The sequence below is a fragment of the Vibrio sp. B1FLJ16 genome, from assembly GCF_905175385.1.
Lineage (GTDB): Bacteria > Pseudomonadota > Gammaproteobacteria > Enterobacterales > Vibrionaceae > Vibrio.
Map to the genome: position 1 here is coordinate 474623 of NZ_HG992750.1, position 19204 is coordinate 493826.

Here is a 19204-nt window from a genome sequence, read left to right on the forward strand (position 1 = left end):
GCTTTACTCGACCTAAAAACTCAGATGAATAGACGTGTTTATGATAAACGCCCGACGATTGGTGTCATTATGCCGATGTTGAGCGGTTTTTACATGGGAGAACTTAACGCCACGTTCCGCCAGATGGCTAAGGAACATGGAGTTAATTTGATTTTCATTCGCAGCGGAGACCGGCGAGAGTTCGACTTACCTGTCGCTTTGCATCATCTGGATGCTTTGGTGATAGTTCTGCACTCTGCAGCTGATCATTTGGTGCAAAAAGCACTGAGTAACGGTATTCCTGTATTGTCTCTGGGAGCAAGTTATTCTCCGCTGGAGGTCGAGCAGTTCACTAGTGTACAAAGTGATGGTGTTGCAGCTCTCTATCGATGGCTCTTAGATTTGGGTCATACGAGAATAGGTTTCTGTGGTGATTTATCCGTTAATGATGTGCGCTCACGCTTCAAAGCCTTTCAGCATGCTGTTAATGAACATAGTGTGACGTTTAACCCCGATGATTTCTTTTGTGTTAGCAACTGCTCTTTAGCTGGTGGCAGGGAAGCCGCTGTAGAACTCGTTCAGAGAAATTCGCAGTGCACAGCGGTGATTTGTGCAACGGATCATAACGCGATCGGTATGATAGAGCAGCTGAAGCATTTACAGGTGTCGGTACCAGGGCAAGTTGCCGTCGTTGGTATAGATAACGTGTTCTTTGGTCAGCAAACACAACCGCCATTGACGTCTGCTGACCAACAATTGGAAGTATTAGCTCGTCAAGCATTTGCGAGAGCGTTGGAGCGGATAGAAGGCGCTACGTTTTCTGGTCGCATAAATCAGGTGCCTCAAAAAATTGTTATCAGGCAATCATGTGGCAACCGCAACCCTACTTATGAGTCAACGGAGTGTCCGGACTCTATACGACACGCATTATTAGATGCTGAAGGCCGTTCTCCGATAGAGATTTTCGAAAACTTCTATTCGCAAGCTCAAAATGGTTTCAATTCGATTCTTGACGCACAGAGTCTTTATGGCAATAACCTGGATTGGGCTTGTCTCGCGACTTGCAACCAGGAAAGATATCATGTGGAAAGCTGGGTAGAGCAAGGCATGACTCAGCCTACAACGGTAATAGAGAGAACTGGTGGAGACATTCGGGACTTCCCGACTCTTGATATCTGTGATCACTTTGTCGCGACGGTAATGCCTGTTACAACTGGGCAGAAGAGTCAGTGGAAACTTGTAGCTTTAGTGGACTTTCAGAGCAATCTGCAAAGTATTGGTACTCAGTCTGTATTCAATAATTACTTAGATATGCTGTCGTTATTTATCGAGCGCGATGCTTTGCTTAACACTAGCAATCAGCGCCAAAAGAACTCCCAGCAACTGCTTCAGCAACTTAAAGTGGTTTCTAACAGCTCGAATGACGGTATTTGGGACTGGGATTTGTTGAACAATCAACTTCGCTGGAACAGTCGCTTAGTGAATATGTTGGGCAGCCAAAACTTATCCGATGAGCAATCTATTGATTGTGACCAGCTATTTCAGTTTATCCATCCTGAAGATATTGAAAGGCTTGAAAATAATATCCATGCGCACCTGATAGATGATATTCCGTTCAAGACCGAATTCCGTATTCGCAGATACGACGATCGCTACATTTGGGTACAGGCAAATGGCTCCGCAGTACGTAATGCGAAGGGCAAAGCAGTACGCTTTATCGGCTCGATGACGGATGTGACAGAGCAGAGAGAAAGCGCAGCTAAAATTCATCACATGGCTTACTTCGACTCTCTGACCGGTGTTGCTAACCGTCGTAAAGTCATGGAAGACATTGTTGAGCATATTCGTACCAATCCGGGCAGACCACGAGCGATCATGTTGATGGATCTCAACCGGTTCAAAATGATCAATGATTCATTTGGGCATCATGTCGGCGATGCGCTTTTGTGTCACATTACCAGAGAGCTTGAAAGTGTGTTGTCTGAACCACATACCATCGCTCGCCTTGGCGGGGATGAGTTTCTGTTCTTTTGTGATATCAGTAATGTAGAGCAGGCTAACCAAATCGCCAGCATTATACTTCGCACGATAGAAAAGCCGATGATTCATGACGAAATCGAGTTGGTAGGACAAGGCAGTTTAGGTATCTCATTCTACCCGTTCGATGGCACTAGCCCTGAAGAATTAGTCAAAAAAGCTGATATTGCTATGTATCAGGCGAAGCAAGATGGTGGGCGCAAAGTGGTGCTTTATAACAACACCATGGAAGTCGAAACGCAAAGTTTGATGAAGTTTGAACACCATTTAAACCGCGCGATAGAGCAACAAGAAATCGAAGTTTTCTACCAGCCACTGATCTGTAACAGAACTCAGCAGGTGATTGGAGTAGAAGCGCTTGCCCGCTGGCATTCTGATGAACTGGGGTATGTGCCAGCTGATCAGTTCATACAAGTCGCTGAAGGGTCGGGGATGATCACTCAGCTTGGTGAGCATATTTTTAACCGGGTTTGTCGTGATGTGCAGCAATCATCCTGGCTACGTTCGATGAGCCATATCTCGGTAAACATTAGTGCAAAACAGTTGGTACGCCGTTGTTTCGCCGATGAAGTTATTCAGACGATCCTCAACCATCGTTTGCCGCTTTCTATGTTTTGTATGGAGATTACTGAAACAGCGCTGATTACTGATTACCATTTGTGTGTGCAGTCATTAAATAAACTCAGAGTGGCTGGTATTACTATTTCTCTGGACGATTTTGGGACCGGTTATTCCTCTCTATCGTTATTGAAAAAACTGCCATTGAGTGAAGTAAAAATCGATCGATCGTTTATTGCTGATATTGTCAAAGACCAATCCAGCCTGGACTTTGTCTCGACCATGATTCAGATGATAAGAAGCTTGGGCTATCGTGTCGTCGCAGAAGGTGTAGAGACTTCCGAGCATGCTCATTGCTTGGATGAACTCGGTGTCGATTTGCTGCAAGGTTATTATTTCAATAAGCCTCAACCCGTAGCGTGGTTAGAACAGTACTACCAGTCAGAGGCTTGTTCTGATGAGTGTATGGAAATGCCAAGCTGAGTTCTCGGTTCTACTTATTTAACTTTGAGGCTCAGGTTATTTCATCACCGACTTTGCTCACAGATGCGTTTAGTACTGCGATAAGAAGAATGGCTGCTCCCAACCATTGGACGCTGGTTAATGCCTCATTCAACCAAAGTATTGAGAATATAGCGCCAAACAGAGGTTCGCTGCCCATTAGTAACGATGCTTTCGTCGGAGAAATTTTACGAACCGCATAATTTTGGGCGTAGAAAGCGAACAGGGTGCAGAACAGCACCAGAAAAGACGTGATGAGCCAAAAGTCCTTCGATTGTGGGAGCAAGAGCTGAGAAGGCTCAGAAATTACGATGCTGATTAGGAAGGCGTTAAGTGCAACAACCAAAGACTGTATACAAGTTAAAGTGGTATTTGAGATCGCTTTGCCATGAGTCAGTTTTTTAGTCGTAATTACCATGACTGCCCGCAAAGCGGCTGCACACAGAATGCATATATCCCCGCCGTTAAGTGCAATGCTGAAGTTTTGGTTATAAGTCAGCAGGAGCACACCGATAGTACTGAATAATGACAACCAGATGAGTTCGCGGTTTGGCTTTCTGCGACCAACCAAGGTTTCCAGAACCAGCGTAAAAATCACATTTAAGCTGATGAGGAACGCGGCGTTAGAAGCGGTTGTCTGACTGACACCATAGACTTCGAAAAAGAAAATAGCAGACAGAATAAGCCCTGTTGGCAGCGCTACTGGCCAGTCTCTGTTTTTATTCGCACGGAAATCTCTGACCATCACAGGGAGTAAAAGTAAAAACGTCCATCCAAAGCGGATAGTGAGAAAAATCGATACGGTTGTATAGGCAATCGCACTCTTAGTGAGTCCATAGCTCGCTCCCCATACGATAGCGACCAGCAGGAGCAGCAGCTCGGGCAATTTAATCAATGAAAGTCTTTTTCTGAGAGCAACACTCGCCACATCTTTTCCTTATTAAATGGTTCCTGAATTGACTCAGTTAATATCCACTAGTACGTTAAACGAAACAATGTATGTATTTGGAAAGGACTTTTGCGCTGTGGACACAAATAAGCTCATCACTTTACTACCGGAGATGGCGGTTTTCGTTGTGGTTATCGAAGAGGGCAGTTTTTCAAAAGCGGCAGAAAGACTTGGTGTAGCCCCTTCATCTGTAAGTCGCTCTATCGCCAAGCTGGAAGATGCGTTGTCTCAAAAGCTCCTTGAGCGTACTACCCGAAATATGAGGTTGAGCATCGCGGGAGAAGAGATTCATGGTTTGTGTGTAGACATGCTGAAATCTGCACGCTTAGCGACTGACGCGGCTTTTTCATCTCAAAACGAAGTTGCCGGGGAAGTCAGGATTGCAGCTCCGAGAGCTTTTGCTAACCAGGTACTTTCACCTTTGATTTTGGACTTTTTGCAAGAGTATCCAAAAGTCTCTGTTCACTTTGTTGTAGAAGACCATTTTATTGATCCTGTCGGACATGAAGTAGACTTGGTCATACATATCACCGATAAGCCCGTGGAGGGCTTAGTCTCTAAGGTGTTAGGGACTAACCGATTACGTATTTGCGCCACTTCTGATTATCTGGAAACATTCGGTTATCCGAATTACCCGGGGGAGCTGTCTGCACATCAATGTATACGGTTAGGGGAGAGCCCAAGCGACAGGAAATGGACGTTTAATCAAAAGGGCGATGTACATTCCGTGAATATTGATAGTCGTCTTGCGGTTAATCATACCGAGATCCGTAAAGATGCTGTTTTAAGAGGAATGGGTATATCAATTTTTCCTGAGTTTACGATTGTTGATTTGATTAAATCAGGCGCTGTTGTTGAGCTACTTCCTGACTGGGAAGTTGAAGGAAGTTATCAGGGAAAGATTGTCGCTCAGTATCCCCAATCTCGGTTTATCCCTCGTCAGCTAAAAGTGCTGGTGGATTACCTTCACAGCAGGCTGAGTGAAACAAACCTTTATTAAACAGAAGTTTCTTTTGTGCCTGCTGGGTATGCTTTTGAGCTAGTGATACCGTTTACTGACTGTCCCACATGACGTCGCATTGGTCTTTGATGGCTGATTGAAGCATCTCAACCAACGGCATCGCTCTGTGTCCTACGGATACAACAGGCTCTGACTGCTCGTCATCATCGACGACGTCCTGTGCAGTGTTTTTCTCCAGCTCTGCTGCTTTGTTCAGTGAAGCGGTCAATTTGTCGAGGGCTTCAGGTATATCCTGAGCAATGATCGCTCCGGGAACGGTACCACTGTGTCCCATCATTTTTATCAAATTGAGGGCAACTTCGCCGAACATAATGATATTAGCATGGCTTTTACTGCGAAATGTAATCAGCATGATTTACTCCGGTTTTTCTAGTTCCTATGAGCATATACCTAAATGACTTCAAGGTGCAGGTTTTTACCGGGTCATTCCAGCGAGCCATAGCGAGACTAGGAATCTAATACCAGCGCGCTGAAAAGAGATAGGAACAGCTTTGACAACAACGCGATTGGATAGAAGATCCTGAATCACGCTCCTTCGTCGCTGTTCAGGATGACAGTTAGCATTCCTAAGTGAGTGACATTGAATGAAGCGTGGGCTTGCGAAAGTCATTGAAGATTATGCAGTTAATGCAGCGTTGTTACTAAACTCTTCGGTGTCGATTTCTAGCTGCTGAGCTTCGTTATAGCGAGTACCGGATACGCTATTGCTGTTGATAAGCTGCCCCATTTGCTCTAACAGGTCACTAGATAAATTTACAGAAGTCGCAGATATGTTCTCTGCAAGGTGAGTAAGGCTGGTCGTGCCCGGAATCACATGAATATTATCTTGCTGATCCAGAACCCAACGCAGAACAATACTAGCCAGACTTGCCTTGCTCAGCTCTGAATCTGATTCTTGCTCAATCAACTGCGCAAGCTTAGTAACCAGGTGTTGGTTGTGTGCGAAATGTTCACTATCGAAGCGAGGCATATTACGACGGATATCTTTAGGCGTAAAATTAGCCGGCGAATCGATCTTACCTGTCAAGATCCCGCGCCCCAGAGGACTAAACGCAACAAAAGCAGTGCCGAGCGTTTTGCACGCTTCAAGTACTTTGATTTCTGGGTTGCGTGTCCAGAGTGAGTACTCCGACTGTACTGCAGCAATAGGGTGAACTTTGGCTGCTTGTGTCAGTGTCTTGGCAGATACTTCAGACAAACCGATTTCGCGTATTTTGCCTTCTTCGACCAGCCTGCTTAGCTCACCAACACTGTCTTCCACAGGGATGGTTTTATCCCAGCGATGAAGGTAATAAAGGTCAATAACGTCCGTATTGAGGCGCTGCAAACTATTCTCAATATTTTTACGCAGTGCTTCGGGACGGCCATTGATCTCTTTTTTACCCTGCGCATTAATGAACATGCCGCACTTACTGGCTAACACATATTCATCTCTTCTATGCCCAACGGCTTTGGCGACAAGTTTTTCATTGGCACCATCACCATAAAGCGTTGCGGTATCAAGGTGGTTGTATTCGAGATCTAATGCCTGATTCAGTAAATGAATACTCTGTTTCTCATCTGGTGGCGTTCCATACGCGTGAGAGAGGTTCATACATCCCAGACCAACCGGATTACACTCAAACTGGCCAATTTTCCGTTGTTGCATAGTAAGATTCCGTAGCTGTGTTGTTCTAAATTGAGCTGTATTCGGTTGTTTCACCAGTAAGTTCTTTCTAAATTTCTCGGCCCGTAGGCTCCTGGCCCAGTTGACCGGAGCCTATAGTGCACACAGTTCAATTAAACTAATCTGTGTTTGGGTTTTTAGCTAATGTTTACTTTCCGCCAGATACAGAGTAGTTCATAGAAACATTACGGGATTTCTGGAATGTTTCTATGTCTTCACCGCGCATTGAGGCGTAGATATGTGGGTTAGGAACACCTGCAACAGCTCCGAGTTTTTCAAGCATGAAGAAACTCACTCCGTAGCGGATCATTTCTATCCATTGCAGCTCTTTCACCATGGTTTGTTCTTCGGCTGTTAGAGAGAACTCTTCAAACAAAGCTTGAGGTTCAGATTTGAAGCGCTCTCTATGTTCAGGTTCGATTAAACGGTGTAAGAAGTCGTTAAGACGATATGCATTATGAGCACGTTCCAGATCAAACGGGTAGGTACCTTCAAGTTTCTCAACTCCAACAAGCTCATGATTTACATGTTTGAGATACTGTTCTACCTCACTTTCGGTCGGAGTATCACCAAGATCTTCATAGATAACTGTAGCGATATTAGTCATGGAAGGAAGATAAGAAGCACTATGCACCTTATTTACTTTGTCCGACAACGCCCCGCGCATAATTAGCCACATTATTACTTCAGCACCTTCCATACCACCAAGTTCTGCATACTCAGCTAAGCGCATCTGAACAAGTTCTTCAGGAGCGTGCTCTAAAAGTTCTAAGAAACGTTGATCCCACTCTATGTTATTAAAGCCGCAGCGTTCGCCATGAACTTGGTGTGACAAGCCTCCAGTTGCGACTACAGCGACTCTTAAGTCCGGGTCTGGAAAGCTTTGAATGGCTTTACGAAGACTCTTGCCTAACTTGTAGCAACGTTTAGCGTTAGGGATCGGAAACTGTAATACGCCTACTTGAAGGGGTACGATTGTTCCATTCCAACCATCCGCTTGTGGGGAAATCATTGACAGGGGAGAAAAGCAGCCATGATCTAATGGTTTTTTCTGAAACACAGACATATCAAACTCATCCGCAACCAGAGATTGTGCAATATGACGTGACAACTCTACATGGCCTTTTACCGCTGGGTAGTTACGAGCACCGCCACCTTCATCAGCAGGTCGATATTCGTCGTCTACGCCTAGTGCAAAGGGTGAATAATGGTCGAAGAAGAAAGAAGTGATATGGTCGTTAAAAATCATGAAAAGCACGTCAACTTGTTGCTTTTCAACCCATTCCTGAACGACTTGAAAACCAGTAAAGATTGGCTTCCAGCCTGGGTCATTATCTTTATTGTTATCCTTGGCGTAACCAATAGTCGGTGAATGTGAGGCTCCAATGCCTCCGATCAATTTGGCCATGTTGTAGGGTCCTTTTATGTATTTTATAGGTTTTCTTGGGCTATTTTATTGCATCATCATATGCATTGTGTTGGGTAGATAATTTTATTTGCTCGTAGGGTAGTCCTACGTATTGTTCGGCGATAAGTTTCATTCCCGCTTCATTTTGCAAGTAGAATTCGAGTTCAGAATCCGCCATTTTTTCAACGAATGCGCGTTGGAATTTGTTTTCATCGTCGAAGTGGTGAAGCATGTTCGTCATCCACCATGAAAACCGTTCAGCATTCCAAATCCGGCGTAAACAAACTTCAGAGTACTGGTTGAGGACTTCACGCGGTTGTCCTCCATAGAAGGCCGTTAGCACCTGATAAAGTGCTGCCACGTCAGAAGCAGCCAGGTTTAAGCCTTTTGCACCTGTCGGTGGAACAATGTGAGCAGCGTCACCGACTAAAAATAACTGTCGGTATTGCATTGGTTCACAAACAAACGAGCGTAGTGGCGCTATACTTTTCTCTAGACTTGGACCGGTTTGTAACTTTTGTGCTTCTTCTTCTGGTAGTCGGCGTTTTAATTCTTCCCAGAACTTTTCGTCGCTCCAGTTTTCTACTTTCTCCGTGTTAGGTACTTGAAGGTAGTAGCGAGAACGAGTCTCAGAGCGCTGGCTTGCTAAGGCGAAACCACGCGAGTGTTTACAATAAATCAGTTCATCACAAACCGGCGGTGTATCTGCTAACAGACCTAACCAGCCAAATGAGTACACGCGCTCATATTCGGTACGGATTTCCGATGGAATACTCGGACGAGACACTCCGTGGAAACCATCACAGCCGGCAATAAAATCACAATCGATCTGGTAAGCTTCACCATCATGTTCAAAATATACCGAAGCCTTTCCTTCGGCTGGGTTATCAATTTCACTGACTGGGCAAGAGTAGAAACTTTGCTGGCCCGATGCTTTGCGAGCTTCCATCAAATCTCTGGTGACTTCGGTTTGGCCGTAACAAGCTACAACTTGGCCTTCTGTCAGAGATTTTATATCTATGTAGCTTTTATTGCCTTCAACACTGATGTAGAAACCGTGATGGACGATTCCTTCATCATCTAAGCGTTGGTTGCAACCAGATTCACGAAGTAAATCAACAAAACCTTGTTCCAGAATTCCAGCACGAATTCGTCCCAATACATGGTCTGCTGAGGTACGTTCAATGATGATGTTATCGATACCTTGTTTGGCCAGAAGCTGACCGAGCAGAAGTCCGGAAGGGCCAGCACCGATGATAGCAACTTGAGTAGAAAGTATTTTCATGCGCTATGCTCCTAGAAATGATGTGGAATGAAAGCTAGTGCAAGTGATGGGAAAGCGATCAACAGCCCTAGACGAACAACATCAGACAAAACAAACGGGATAACGCCTTTGAATATTTCTCCGATATTGAGGTCTTTATCTAACGACTTAATGACGAATACATTCATACCAACTGGTGGGGTAATCAGTCCCACTTCAACAGTAATTACCGCAACGATACCAAACCAAATAGGGTCAAAACCAGCAGCCTGAATCAGTGGGAACACGACAGGAACAGTAAGTAGTAGCATTGCAATACTGTCCATTACACAACCCAGTAGAATAAACAGCATGAGAACAGCAAAGAGCACCATGTAAGGCGAAAGATTTAAGCTATTAACGAAATCGACCAGTGAATAGGAAATACGTGAAACAGATAAGAAGAAGCCAAAGATTTCAGCACCGACGATCATAAAGAAAATCATCGCAGAGATTGATAAGGTTTCATTCACAGCTTCTTTAAACATTTCCCATGTCATACCGCGAGCAAAGGCGATGAACATGGTCAGTGACGCACCAATTGCTGCTGCTTCCGTGGGAGTAAAGAAGCCAGCATAAATACCTGTAATGATTGAAACAAAAATCAGACTAAATGGCAGAAGGCCTTTTAAACCAACGATTTTTTGCTTCAATGTCGTTTTCTCGCCAGGTGTCGCAAGTTGAGGGAATAACCAAACGGTTACAGCAACTGCAACGCAGTATAGTGCTAAACCCAGAAGACCTGGAATGACACCCGCGATAAACATATCACCTACAGATTGCTCAGTGATCAATGCGTATAGAAGTAGCGCAATTGAAGGCGGAATCATGATGCCCAAAGTACCGCCTGCAGCGAGTGTGCCTGCAGCGAGTCCTGCAGAATATCCGTTCTTTTTCATTTCCGGCAGAGCAACGCGAGACATACTTGCAGCCGTTGCCAGAGATGAACCTGAAATTGCCGAGAAAATACCACAAGATGTTACTGCTGCAAGTGCCATCCCTCCACGCCATGAACCAAACATAGTTTTAGCACCATGGAATAGTTCTTGAGACATACGTGCTTTTGAAGCAAATACTCCCATCAGAATAAACATAGGAATAGGGCTGAAGCTGTAGTTTGATAATGCATCAAATGGTGCACTATCCAATATTGCAACCGCAGGTTGGAACGCTACGATGGAGGTAAACCCGATGAAACCTGTTGCCGCCATTGAAAGGGCAATTGGGGCTCTAAAAGCAATCAGAATCAGCATGACTGCAATACAAATAAAGCCGATCATTGAAGCGTCCATTACGCCACCTCTTTACGTTGCTGATGGGAATTTTGTGATGAAGAAGGTTTGTTGGGTTTTCCTTCTTCTGTTTGATGATGGTTGCGGATGAGATCCCAAGTTAAGATCAGGCAACGTAGCGTTAGCATAGCAGTAGCGAGAACAACGACTCGATAAATCCAAGGCATTGGAATCATTAAGTCTTGTGTTGTTTCGCCGCTAAGAACCGCGCCCTCTATGGCTTGATAAAAACGATAGGTCATACCTGCACCAAGTAGTGCAAAACCAAGCAAGTAGAAAGACTCTAGATAGACTTTGGTTCTCTCAGACATCTGCTCGGTAAAGAGGTCAACGATAACCTGAGAGTCACCGACAGACTGGGCAAAGTAAAAAGTACAGTAAATAGTAGCCCATACTTAATTAGCTCTACACCACCTATAAAAGTGAAGGCGATGTTGCCGTCACTTAAACCATATAGTGTACGTGTCACTACATCTACTAATGTGACTAACATCATTCCAATCAGCAGTACTCCACTGCACGTATGCATGGTGTATGAAATTCGATTGATGAAGTTTTTGAGTACAGTCATAAGGTAACTCCCAACATCATACGTTTAAGCAGGGTTTGCACATGTTGAGCCGGATAGCTCCATAGCGCGGTCGTAAACTTTTTGTGCCGGGAGGCCCTTGCTTTCCAGATTACTGATGTATTCTTTTGTTACTTCATCCAGCATTGGTTTCCAGTTAGCTTTAATATCTGCATCACTAACTTCAACAATGTCATGACCTAATTTCTGGGCTTCAGCCAAACCTTTTTCGTCTAGGCGATCAAAAGATTGACCTGATTTAATAGACCACTCCATACCAGAGTTTTTGTCGATCGCGGCTTTTAACTCAGCATCTAGGCCGTTATAGACGTTTTTGTTCATGGTTACGATGAAAGAAAGAGAGTAAAGTCCACCGATATCGGTATGGTTATCAGCAAGCTCATTGATCTTAAATACAGTTGCGCCTTCCCAAGGAAGAGCGACGCCATCGATTACACCACGTTGCATTGATTGGTATGAACTTGGCGCTGGCATACCAACTGGTAGAGCTTTTGATTTCTCAAGCAGGCTTGCTACTACGGAGGTAGGACGGCGGATACGCAGGTTTGCTAAATCTTCAGGTTTTTCAACTCTTTTACCTTTGGTGTGCAGCATGCCCGGACCATGAGTAAATAAGAACAGAGGTTTAGTATCTTTGTACTCAGATGAAATCAAACCTTCGTTATAAAGTGTTTGAATCACACAAGAACCTTGTGCGGCATTTTTAACCACTCCCGGAAGCTCAACGACTTGTGTCAGTGGGAAGCGGTTTGCTGTATAGCCTTGTACTGTTGCTGTAACATCGATAATTTGGTGAGTTACTGCGTCGTATTGCGCTGGTGGCTTAGCCAGCATAGCGCTCGCGTAAATTTCTACATTAATGCGGTCGTTTGAATCTTTCTTTACCTGGTTAGCCCAGTTTTCAAAGATATCTTTTTGTGCAGCGGAGACCGCTGGCCAAAAGTGACCGAATCGAAGGGTTACATCTGCAGCAGAAGCTGCTCCAGCAGATAGCATTGCACCAAGTGCGCATGCGTAGGCAAGCGTGTTCATCTTTTTCATGTTCGTATCCGTACTTTGTTACTGATGTATTTTCCAACCTGGACAAGGGGGTTACTTGTACCGGGTTGGCTGCATTTTTGTTTCAGTTGTTTATAAATTGTTATTCATAGCCAGCGTTGTAGGGGGAGCTAGCAACTATTTACTTTCTAATAGTTGTTCTAATTTGTGTAATGTTTCCATAGCCCCCAAACATTGAGCTACGGAAGAGTTTGGTTCACGAGCTTCCTTAATTGCTGAAATAAATTCACGATCGATCAGTTCAATACCATTGTTTGAAACCGCCACATCAGACAGGTCAATTTGGTTATCATAGCCATCAAACAGGTCATCATATCTTGCGATATAAGTGCCTTCTTCACAGATATAGCGGAAGAAAGTACCCAATGGACCATCGTTGTTAAAGGATAAAGATAAAGTACAAATAGCACCTGAAGGCACTTTCATACCAATACTCATATCCATTGCGATTCCGAGATCTGGATGAATAGGGCCTTGCAATGCTTGCAACTGGCTGGATTCTTCTCCGGTTTGATACTGGAAAAGGTCAACGGTATGACAAGCATGGTGCCAAAGCAGATGGTCAGTCCATGTGCGAGGTTCACCTTTGGCGTTAGTATTTGTTCTGCGGAAGAAATAAGTTTGAACGTCCATCTGTTGGATATGGAGCTCACCCGCCTTTATTTTGTTATGAATCCACTGGTGGCTAGGGTTGAAACGACGAGTATGTCCAGCCATCGCAATTAGTCCCGTGCGCTGTTGTGTCTCCACTAAACGGCGAGAATCTTCAATGTTATCTGCCATAGGGATTTCAACTAATACGTGTTTACCCGCTTCTAAACATTCAATGCCCTGGCTGGCATGTAACTGAGTTGGGGTCGCAAGGATGACGGCTTCAACAGTATCAAGCTGCAATGCTTCGCTTAAACTATGGCAGATAGCCGCATTTGGATATTGTTCGCCTAGCACAGCCATTTTGTCAGCTTCTGCTCCAACCAAGGCCGTAACCGTGACGTCATTAATCTGTTTAAGAGCGTCGAGGTGTTTATTACCAAATGCGCCAGTGGCTCCTACCACACAAATATTCATAACGTTTCCTTTTGTTTACTGAGTTCTGCTAGTCAGTTTGATTCATTTAAGATCATGTTACTTGGAAAGAAATCCAGTGATTTAAAAATATCTTTGAGTGTAGACATTTGTTTGCTATCGATAGAGAATCTGTTGTTTTCTCTGCTCAACACCCCTTCTATATAGATTCCTTTTAAGTTTTCCACTCCGTCTTTTAGTCGCTTCTTTGCTTTATCTGGTGTTCTTAAGTCTGCGATTATTTGTCCTGGTTTAATAAGTTGTTCTAACTCGTTAACCCATGGATTTAAATCTGTACTACTGTCTGAAATCAAAACCAAGTGAGCGCTATTAACAGCATCTGATACAGATAAACAACCTTGAACCCCACACACGATGTATCTCTCTAATTGTTCTTTACATGTTTTCGCCTCTAATGCCAAAGGATCAAATGCTGTTATAACCCTATCTGGCCGGTTAAGCCCCAACCCAAGTATTGACTGTGCTGTATAGCCAAAACCGATAAAAGCAAGTCTTGAAATCTTTGGCATACATGTCCCTTATTTCAGAGTTTGTTTTAATTGCTTGTAAATTTTTGCTAACAAAACATTAGCAAGATGATTGAGATAGGGAAAATTAGAATTTAATATTGGCTATTCAAAATTTGAATAGCCAAAGTTCAATTGGCTATATATTTTTATTATATCTCTGTTAGAGATAACCCTATTTTTCTTATGGTAGAAATGAAGGCTTCCTGAGGTGTCGTACCCTGCCAGCTTTTACGAATAGTAATACCGATGGCACGCTTATTTTGATTGGAATCGTAGTCAACAATATCAAATAGCTGCTCGCTAAGTTCACGGTGCACTTGGTGCTTAGGAAGCATCGTTAACTTATTGCTGCCTATTAGAATTTCGCGAACCAGCATTTGTGAACTGGCTTCAATTATTTGAACTGGTAATGGGTGTTCCTTGCTCGCAAATATCTGCTCGAACATGGTTCTTCCCGGTGTATTCATTCGCGATATTACCCAGCCATACTGGCTCAAATCATCTAGTGTGACAGGTGTTTTCATTTTACAAAGAGGGTGGTCTTTTCTGGCGAGAATAACGTTTGATGTAAAGAATAACGTTTCTTGGTGTATGTCGTAAGAGGGGACGGGAAATCTTAGTGCTCCAACAAGAACGTCTATCTCTCCCTTTCTCAAGTGATCGAGAAGATCTTCATAAAGGCCATCAATAACACTGACGTTAAAGTCAGGGTATTCTTCAGTGAATTCGTTTATAGCCTGAGGAAGAATACACGTCCTTGCAAGCGGTAAACTACCAACGATAATGCTACCTGAGCTGATGTTATTGTTGGCATTGATGTCCGCAATACCTTGATTAATTTCATTAAAAGCAAGCTTCACATCTCTACTTAAGTTTTGGGCTGTTTTACTTGGGCTGACACCCAAACTGGTTTTTTCAAACAGTACGGTACCTAAGTATTGTTCGAGATCTTTACATGCTCTGTATAAAGAAGATTGAGATGTACCAATATTTCTGCCGGCAGCTGAATAATTTTGTGCCTCAGATACAGCGACTAATGCTGTAAGTTGAGTGATAGTAATTGCAAACAAACTTGCAGTTTGAGAGCTGGAAGTCTTCTTATCTAGGTTATAACTACGCTTAACCGCTTGGCCTAAGATGTTTAACGCTCGTTCAACGCGGAAGTGAAATATCTCTCCCTCTTTAGTCAGACTCATACCGTCGGTCTTTCTCTCAAACAATGCTGTTTTTAGCTGCTTTTCAATTTTAGCCAATGCTTGAGTGATGGCTGGTTGTGATAGGAAGATATTCTCTGAAGCTTTATTTATGCTGCCATGTTTAACCACAGCTACGAAAGCAACCAGGTGTCTTAAGTTTGGTATTTTTTTCATGGTATGCGCAAAATTATTGATTTGGTGTTATTGACTATATCAAAACCCAATAGCATTGTTTCAAAATGAAATGGCAAAAAGTTAACTCAATGTAAATACTGTGACCCTACGCATTAAAGTTTGAATGGATCAGAAACAAGGGACGATTAAAGTATGATCATTGATTGCCATGGACACTACACAACGACACCTCCACAAGTTGGGGAATACAGAGATAACCAAAAAGCCGCTTTGATGAACGACCCGACTCACAAAGGTGAGAAAGGCGTTATGCATATCAGTGACGATGAAATTCGCGAAAGTATTGATAATAATCAGCTACGCTTACAGCGTGATCGCGGTACCGATTTAACTATTTTCTCTCCACGTGCGAGTTGGATGGGACACCATATCGGTAATGAACATACTAGCCGTTACTGGACAGAGCACCAAAATGAGTTAATTCGTCGTGTGTGTGATCTTTATCCTAATAATTTTGCTCCGGTTGCTCAGCTTCCTCAGTCTCCGGGTGTGACACCAAGCAAGTCTATTCCTGAATTAGTTCGCTGTGTTGAAGAAATGGGGTTCATCGGTTGCAATCTAAACCCGGATACCACAGGTGGCTTCTGGAAAGATGCCTCTTTAGCCGATCGTAGCTTTTACCCACTTTATGAAAAATTGGTCGAGCTTGATGTTCCTGCCATGATTCACGTAAGTGCTGCATGTAATAGCTGTTTCCATACGACTAGTTCTCATTATTTAGGTGCTGATACCACCGCCTTTTCTCAACTTTTAATGTCTGATGTATTTAAAGACTTCCCAGAACTAAAAATCATTATCCCTCATGGAGGTGGCGCGGTGCCTTACCACTGGGGACGTTTCCGTGGCATTGCGCAAGATATGGGATTACCACCATTAGAAGAATCAGTGCTGAATAACATTTACTTCGATACCTGTGTTTATCATCAAAAGGGAATCGACTTGCTACTTGATTTGTTGCCGGTGAAAAACATTCTGTTTGCTTCAGAAATGATCGGTGCTGTTCGAGGAATCGATCCAGAAACTGGTCACTATTTTGATGACACCAAACGTTATATCGATGCGAACACTAAGTTGAATGATAAAGAAAAACAACAAATTTTCTCAGGCAATGCTCGCCGAGTATTCAGCCGCTTAGATTCGTTACTCAATCAAGCTTAAAACAAACAGGAAATTTGAAATGAAAAATGTAGTCGTACAAAACATCGAGCGAGTAGATGAAGAAACCATAAAGGGTTTAGCTGAATGTGGTGTTGCAACCGTCCATGAAGCCCAGGGTCGTAAGGGGTTACTTGCAGATTACATGCGCCCAATTTATAGCGACGTTGCTGTAGCAGGTTCTGCTGTCACGATTTCGGGTGCTGCGGGCGATAACTGGATGATTCACGTAGCGATTGAACAATGTAAGCCGGGAGATATTCTGGTGTTTGCACCAACGTCTCCTTCCAATCATGGTTTCTTTGGTGATCTGCTTGCCACTTCAGCACAAGCTCGTGGTGTTGTCGGTTTGATCATCGATGGTGGTGTTCGCGACGTCAGAGTTCTGAAAGAAATGAACTTCCCAGTGTGGTCAAAACACATTTTTGCTCAAGGCACGATTAAAGCAACGCTTGGCTCAGTTAATGTTTCGATTGTGTGTGCGGATGAAGTTGTCAATGCTGGTGATGTGATTGTCGCGGATGACGATGGAGTATGCGTTGTTCGTCGTGAAGAAGCGGTTGAAGTGTTAAAAGCGGCACGTGCTCGCGAAGCGTTTGAAGAAACTAAGCGTGTACGTTTTGCTAATGGCGAACTTGGACTTGATGTTTACGACATGCGAGGACGACTAGAGAAGGAAGGGCTCAAGTATGTCTGATTATCCGCTATCTGCACCTTGTTTATGGATGCGTGGAGGCACCTCAAAAGGTGGTTATTTCCTCAATTCAGACTTACCTCAATTATCAACTGAGCGTGATGAATTCTTGCTGGAAGTGATGGGCTCGCCAGATGTAAAACAGATTGATGGTTTAGGAGGAGCTAATCCATTGACTTCTAAAGTTGCTGTGGTGAAGCCTTCACAAAGAGAAGGTGCAGATGTGGATTATCTGTTTTTGCAGGTGTTTGTTGATCAGGCTACTGTCACTGATAAGCAAAACTGCGGAAACATCCTGGCTGGTGTTGGTCCATTTGCGATTGAAAAAGGTTTGGTAGATATCACTGGAGATCTTACTGAAGTAACTGTCTACATGGAAAACACCGGGCAACTTGCCGTTTGTCGCGTTCCAACTCAAAACGGCAAAGTTAATTACCGCGGTGATGCTCGAATTGATGGCGTACCGGGAACTGCAAGTCCGATAGAAATTGAGTTTAAAGATACCGCTGGCTCCAGTTGTGGTGCTTTACTTCCAACAGGTAATGCTGTTGATCAAATAAACGGATTGAATGTGACCTTGATTGATAACGGCATGCCTGTCGTCGTGATAGCGGCAGAAGAACTCGGAATAAAAGGTGATGAAAGTCCTCAGGAGTTAGAAGATAACCGTGAGTTACGTGATCAACTGGAAAAACTTCGTTTGGAAGCAGGAAGCCTGATGAACTTAGGTGATGTCACCGCGTTATCCGTTCCTAAAATGAGCATTGTCAGTAAAGCAGCTAAGGGCGGAGTACTGAATACGCGTACTTTTATTCCCCACCGCTGTCATGATGCTATAGGTGTTTTGGGCGCGGTAAGTGTGGCAACTGCTTGTTTGTTAGAAGGCTCGCCAGCTAACCGATATGTCGATTTTTCTTTAAGTCCCAAAATGACATTAAGTGTAGAGCATCCAACAGGAGAGCTAAGTGTTGTGATGCAACTAGACGAAAACAATAACGTGAAAAGCGCAGCAATATTACGCACCGCACGTAAATTATTCGATGGTGTTGTATTTGGGCATTGAGCTCATGGCGTAGTACTTCAACTCCCAATAATTATAAAAAATTTACAATTATAGAACTGAAGGATTAAGAACATGGATAAAGATTACTTACCTTTCCATCCGAAACCGAGTAGGCCAAAGTTTTCTGCACCTGAGGGAGCTGTCGATGCGCATTGCCATGTGTTTGGGCCGGGTGAGCAATTCCCTTATTCACCTAAACGAAAATACACCCCGTGTGATGCATCTAAGCATCAATTATTTGCGTTGCGTGATCATTTAGGTTTTAGCCGTAACGTTATTGTTCAGGCATCATGTCACGGAACTGACAATGCAGCCTTAATTGATGCACTTGAATATGCAGGTGATCTTGCTCGTGGTGTTGCGGTTGTATCACCAGACATTACAGAGCAAGATCTGAAGCAGATGCATGAAGCGGGCGTTCGTGCTGTGCGATTTAACTTTGTTAAACGCTTAGTTGATGTCACGCCAAAAGAAGTTTTCTTAAGTATTGCAGAGAAAATCAAACCTCTTGGATGGCATATCGTAGTGTATTTTGAAGCCGCTGATTTTGATGATATCACTCCTTTCTTACTTGAACTGGATACACAGATTGTTATTGACCATATGGGGCGTCCAGACGTTGCTTTAGGTGTTGAACATCCGAATTTCCAAAAGTTTGTTAAGTTGCTGGCAGATAACCCTCAAATCTGGACTAAAGTAAGCTGCCCTGAACGTTTGACTCAAACTCCACCAGATTACAGTGACGTTGTGCCTTTCGCTAAGGTCTTGGTTGAGAATTTCCCACGTCAGGTGCTTTGGGGTACCGACTGGCCACACCCAAATATGAAATCACACATGCCTGATGATGGACATTTAGTCGATGTCATTCCATTGATAGCACCGACACCAGAACTTCAGTACGCATTGCTAGTTGAAAACCCAATGAAACTTTATTGGGAATAAGG

At 43.7% G+C, this 19204-nt stretch carries 17 protein-coding genes; 6 read left to right on the plus strand and 11 right to left on the minus strand.

The window, feature by feature from the left end; all coding sequences use genetic code 11:
• The first annotated feature begins 24 nt into the window (after nt 1-24).
• Complete coding sequence (locus KHN79_RS16200; protein WP_182010651.1) at nt 25-3057, plus strand: EAL domain-containing protein; 3033 nt, start codon at nt 25-27, stop codon at nt 3055-3057.
• A gap of 31 nt (nt 3058-3088) precedes the next feature.
• Here the strand turns inward: KHN79_RS16200 and KHN79_RS16205 are convergent, their stop codons facing one another.
• The gene (locus tag KHN79_RS16205; protein ID WP_182010650.1) at nt 3089-4003 is read right to left on the minus strand and encodes an EamA family transporter; all 915 of its coding nucleotides are present in this window, start codon (nt 4001-4003) and stop codon (nt 3089-3091) included.
• A gap of 97 nt (nt 4004-4100) precedes the next feature.
• On the opposite strand from KHN79_RS16205, the gene KHN79_RS16210 reads away from it, so the two are divergent.
• Nucleotides 4101-5024 (plus strand): LysR family transcriptional regulator, encoded by a 924-nt coding sequence (locus KHN79_RS16210; protein WP_244812742.1) that lies wholly within the window; start codon nt 4101-4103, stop codon nt 5022-5024.
• 52 nt (nt 5025-5076) lie between these two features.
• Here KHN79_RS16210 and KHN79_RS16215 read toward each other — a convergent pair whose 3' ends face one another.
• The 10 genes from KHN79_RS16215 to KHN79_RS16260 all read right to left on the minus strand — a co-directional run bounded on the left by KHN79_RS16215 (nt 5077) and on the right by KHN79_RS16260 (nt 15327).
• The gene (locus tag KHN79_RS16215; RefSeq protein ID WP_182010648.1) at nt 5077-5397 is read right to left on the minus strand and encodes a DUF1840 domain-containing protein; all 321 of its coding nucleotides are present in this window, start codon (nt 5395-5397) and stop codon (nt 5077-5079) included.
• A 264-nt stretch (nt 5398-5661) separates the two neighbouring features.
• Nucleotides 5662-6693: an aldo/keto reductase gene (locus tag KHN79_RS16220; protein WP_182010647.1), complete on the minus strand. Its 1032-nt coding sequence runs from the start codon at nt 6691-6693 to the stop codon at nt 5662-5664.
• A 166-nt stretch (nt 6694-6859) separates the two neighbouring features.
• Nucleotides 6860-8119: a gallate dioxygenase gene (locus tag KHN79_RS16225; RefSeq protein WP_182010646.1), complete on the minus strand. Its 1260-nt coding sequence runs from the start codon at nt 8117-8119 to the stop codon at nt 6860-6862.
• Between the two features lie 40 nt (nt 8120-8159).
• Nucleotides 8160-9404: a 4-hydroxybenzoate 3-monooxygenase gene (pobA, locus tag KHN79_RS16230; protein ID WP_182010645.1), complete on the minus strand. Its 1245-nt coding sequence runs from the start codon at nt 9402-9404 to the stop codon at nt 8160-8162.
• A gap of 11 nt (nt 9405-9415) precedes the next feature.
• Nucleotides 9416-10714 (minus strand): TRAP transporter large permease, encoded by a 1299-nt coding sequence (locus tag KHN79_RS16235; protein WP_182010644.1) that lies wholly within the window; start codon nt 10712-10714, stop codon nt 9416-9418.
• Nucleotides 10714-11025, minus strand: coding sequence for a TRAP transporter small permease subunit (locus tag KHN79_RS21620; RefSeq protein WP_244812744.1), 312 nt, complete (start codon nt 11023-11025; stop codon nt 10714-10716). Before KHN79_RS21620 ends, KHN79_RS16235 begins: the two co-directional genes overlap by 1 nt.
• Nucleotides 11026-11309: 284 nt before the next feature.
• The gene (locus KHN79_RS16245; protein ID WP_182010643.1) at nt 11310-12344 is read right to left on the minus strand and encodes a TRAP transporter substrate-binding protein; all 1035 of its coding nucleotides are present in this window, start codon (nt 12342-12344) and stop codon (nt 11310-11312) included.
• A 135-nt stretch (nt 12345-12479) separates the two neighbouring features.
• Nucleotides 12480-13430 carry a Gfo/Idh/MocA family oxidoreductase gene (locus KHN79_RS16250; protein ID WP_182010642.1) on the minus strand — a complete coding sequence of 317 codons (951 nt, stop codon included), beginning with the start codon at nt 13428-13430 and terminating at the stop codon, nt 12480-12482.
• 32 nt (nt 13431-13462) lie between these two features.
• Nucleotides 13463-13957 (minus strand): hypothetical protein, encoded by a 495-nt coding sequence (locus tag KHN79_RS16255; RefSeq protein WP_182010641.1) that lies wholly within the window; start codon nt 13955-13957, stop codon nt 13463-13465.
• A 149-nt stretch (nt 13958-14106) separates the two neighbouring features.
• Nucleotides 14107-15327, minus strand: coding sequence for a LysR family transcriptional regulator (locus KHN79_RS16260; protein WP_182010640.1), 1221 nt, complete (start codon nt 15325-15327; stop codon nt 14107-14109).
• Nucleotides 15328-15480: 153 nt separating this feature from the next.
• Here KHN79_RS16260 and KHN79_RS16265 point away from each other — a divergent pair, with 153 nt between their 5' ends.
• The 4 genes from KHN79_RS16265 to KHN79_RS16280 all read left to right on the plus strand — a co-directional run bounded on the left by KHN79_RS16265 (nt 15481) and on the right by KHN79_RS16280 (nt 19202).
• Complete coding sequence (locus tag KHN79_RS16265; RefSeq protein ID WP_182010639.1) at nt 15481-16506, plus strand: amidohydrolase family protein; 1026 nt, start codon at nt 15481-15483, stop codon at nt 16504-16506.
• A 19-nt stretch (nt 16507-16525) separates the two neighbouring features.
• Nucleotides 16526-17200: a 4-carboxy-4-hydroxy-2-oxoadipate aldolase/oxaloacetate decarboxylase gene (locus KHN79_RS16270; protein ID WP_182010638.1), complete on the plus strand. Its 675-nt coding sequence runs from the start codon at nt 16526-16528 to the stop codon at nt 17198-17200.
• Nucleotides 17193-18260: a 4-oxalomesaconate tautomerase gene (locus KHN79_RS16275; RefSeq protein ID WP_182010637.1), complete on the plus strand. Its 1068-nt coding sequence runs from the start codon at nt 17193-17195 to the stop codon at nt 18258-18260. Before KHN79_RS16270 ends, KHN79_RS16275 begins: the two co-directional genes overlap by 8 nt.
• A gap of 72 nt (nt 18261-18332) precedes the next feature.
• Complete coding sequence (locus KHN79_RS16280) at nt 18333-19202, plus strand: amidohydrolase family protein (RefSeq protein WP_182010636.1); 870 nt, start codon at nt 18333-18335, stop codon at nt 19200-19202.
• Nucleotides 19203-19204 lie beyond the last annotated feature (2 nt).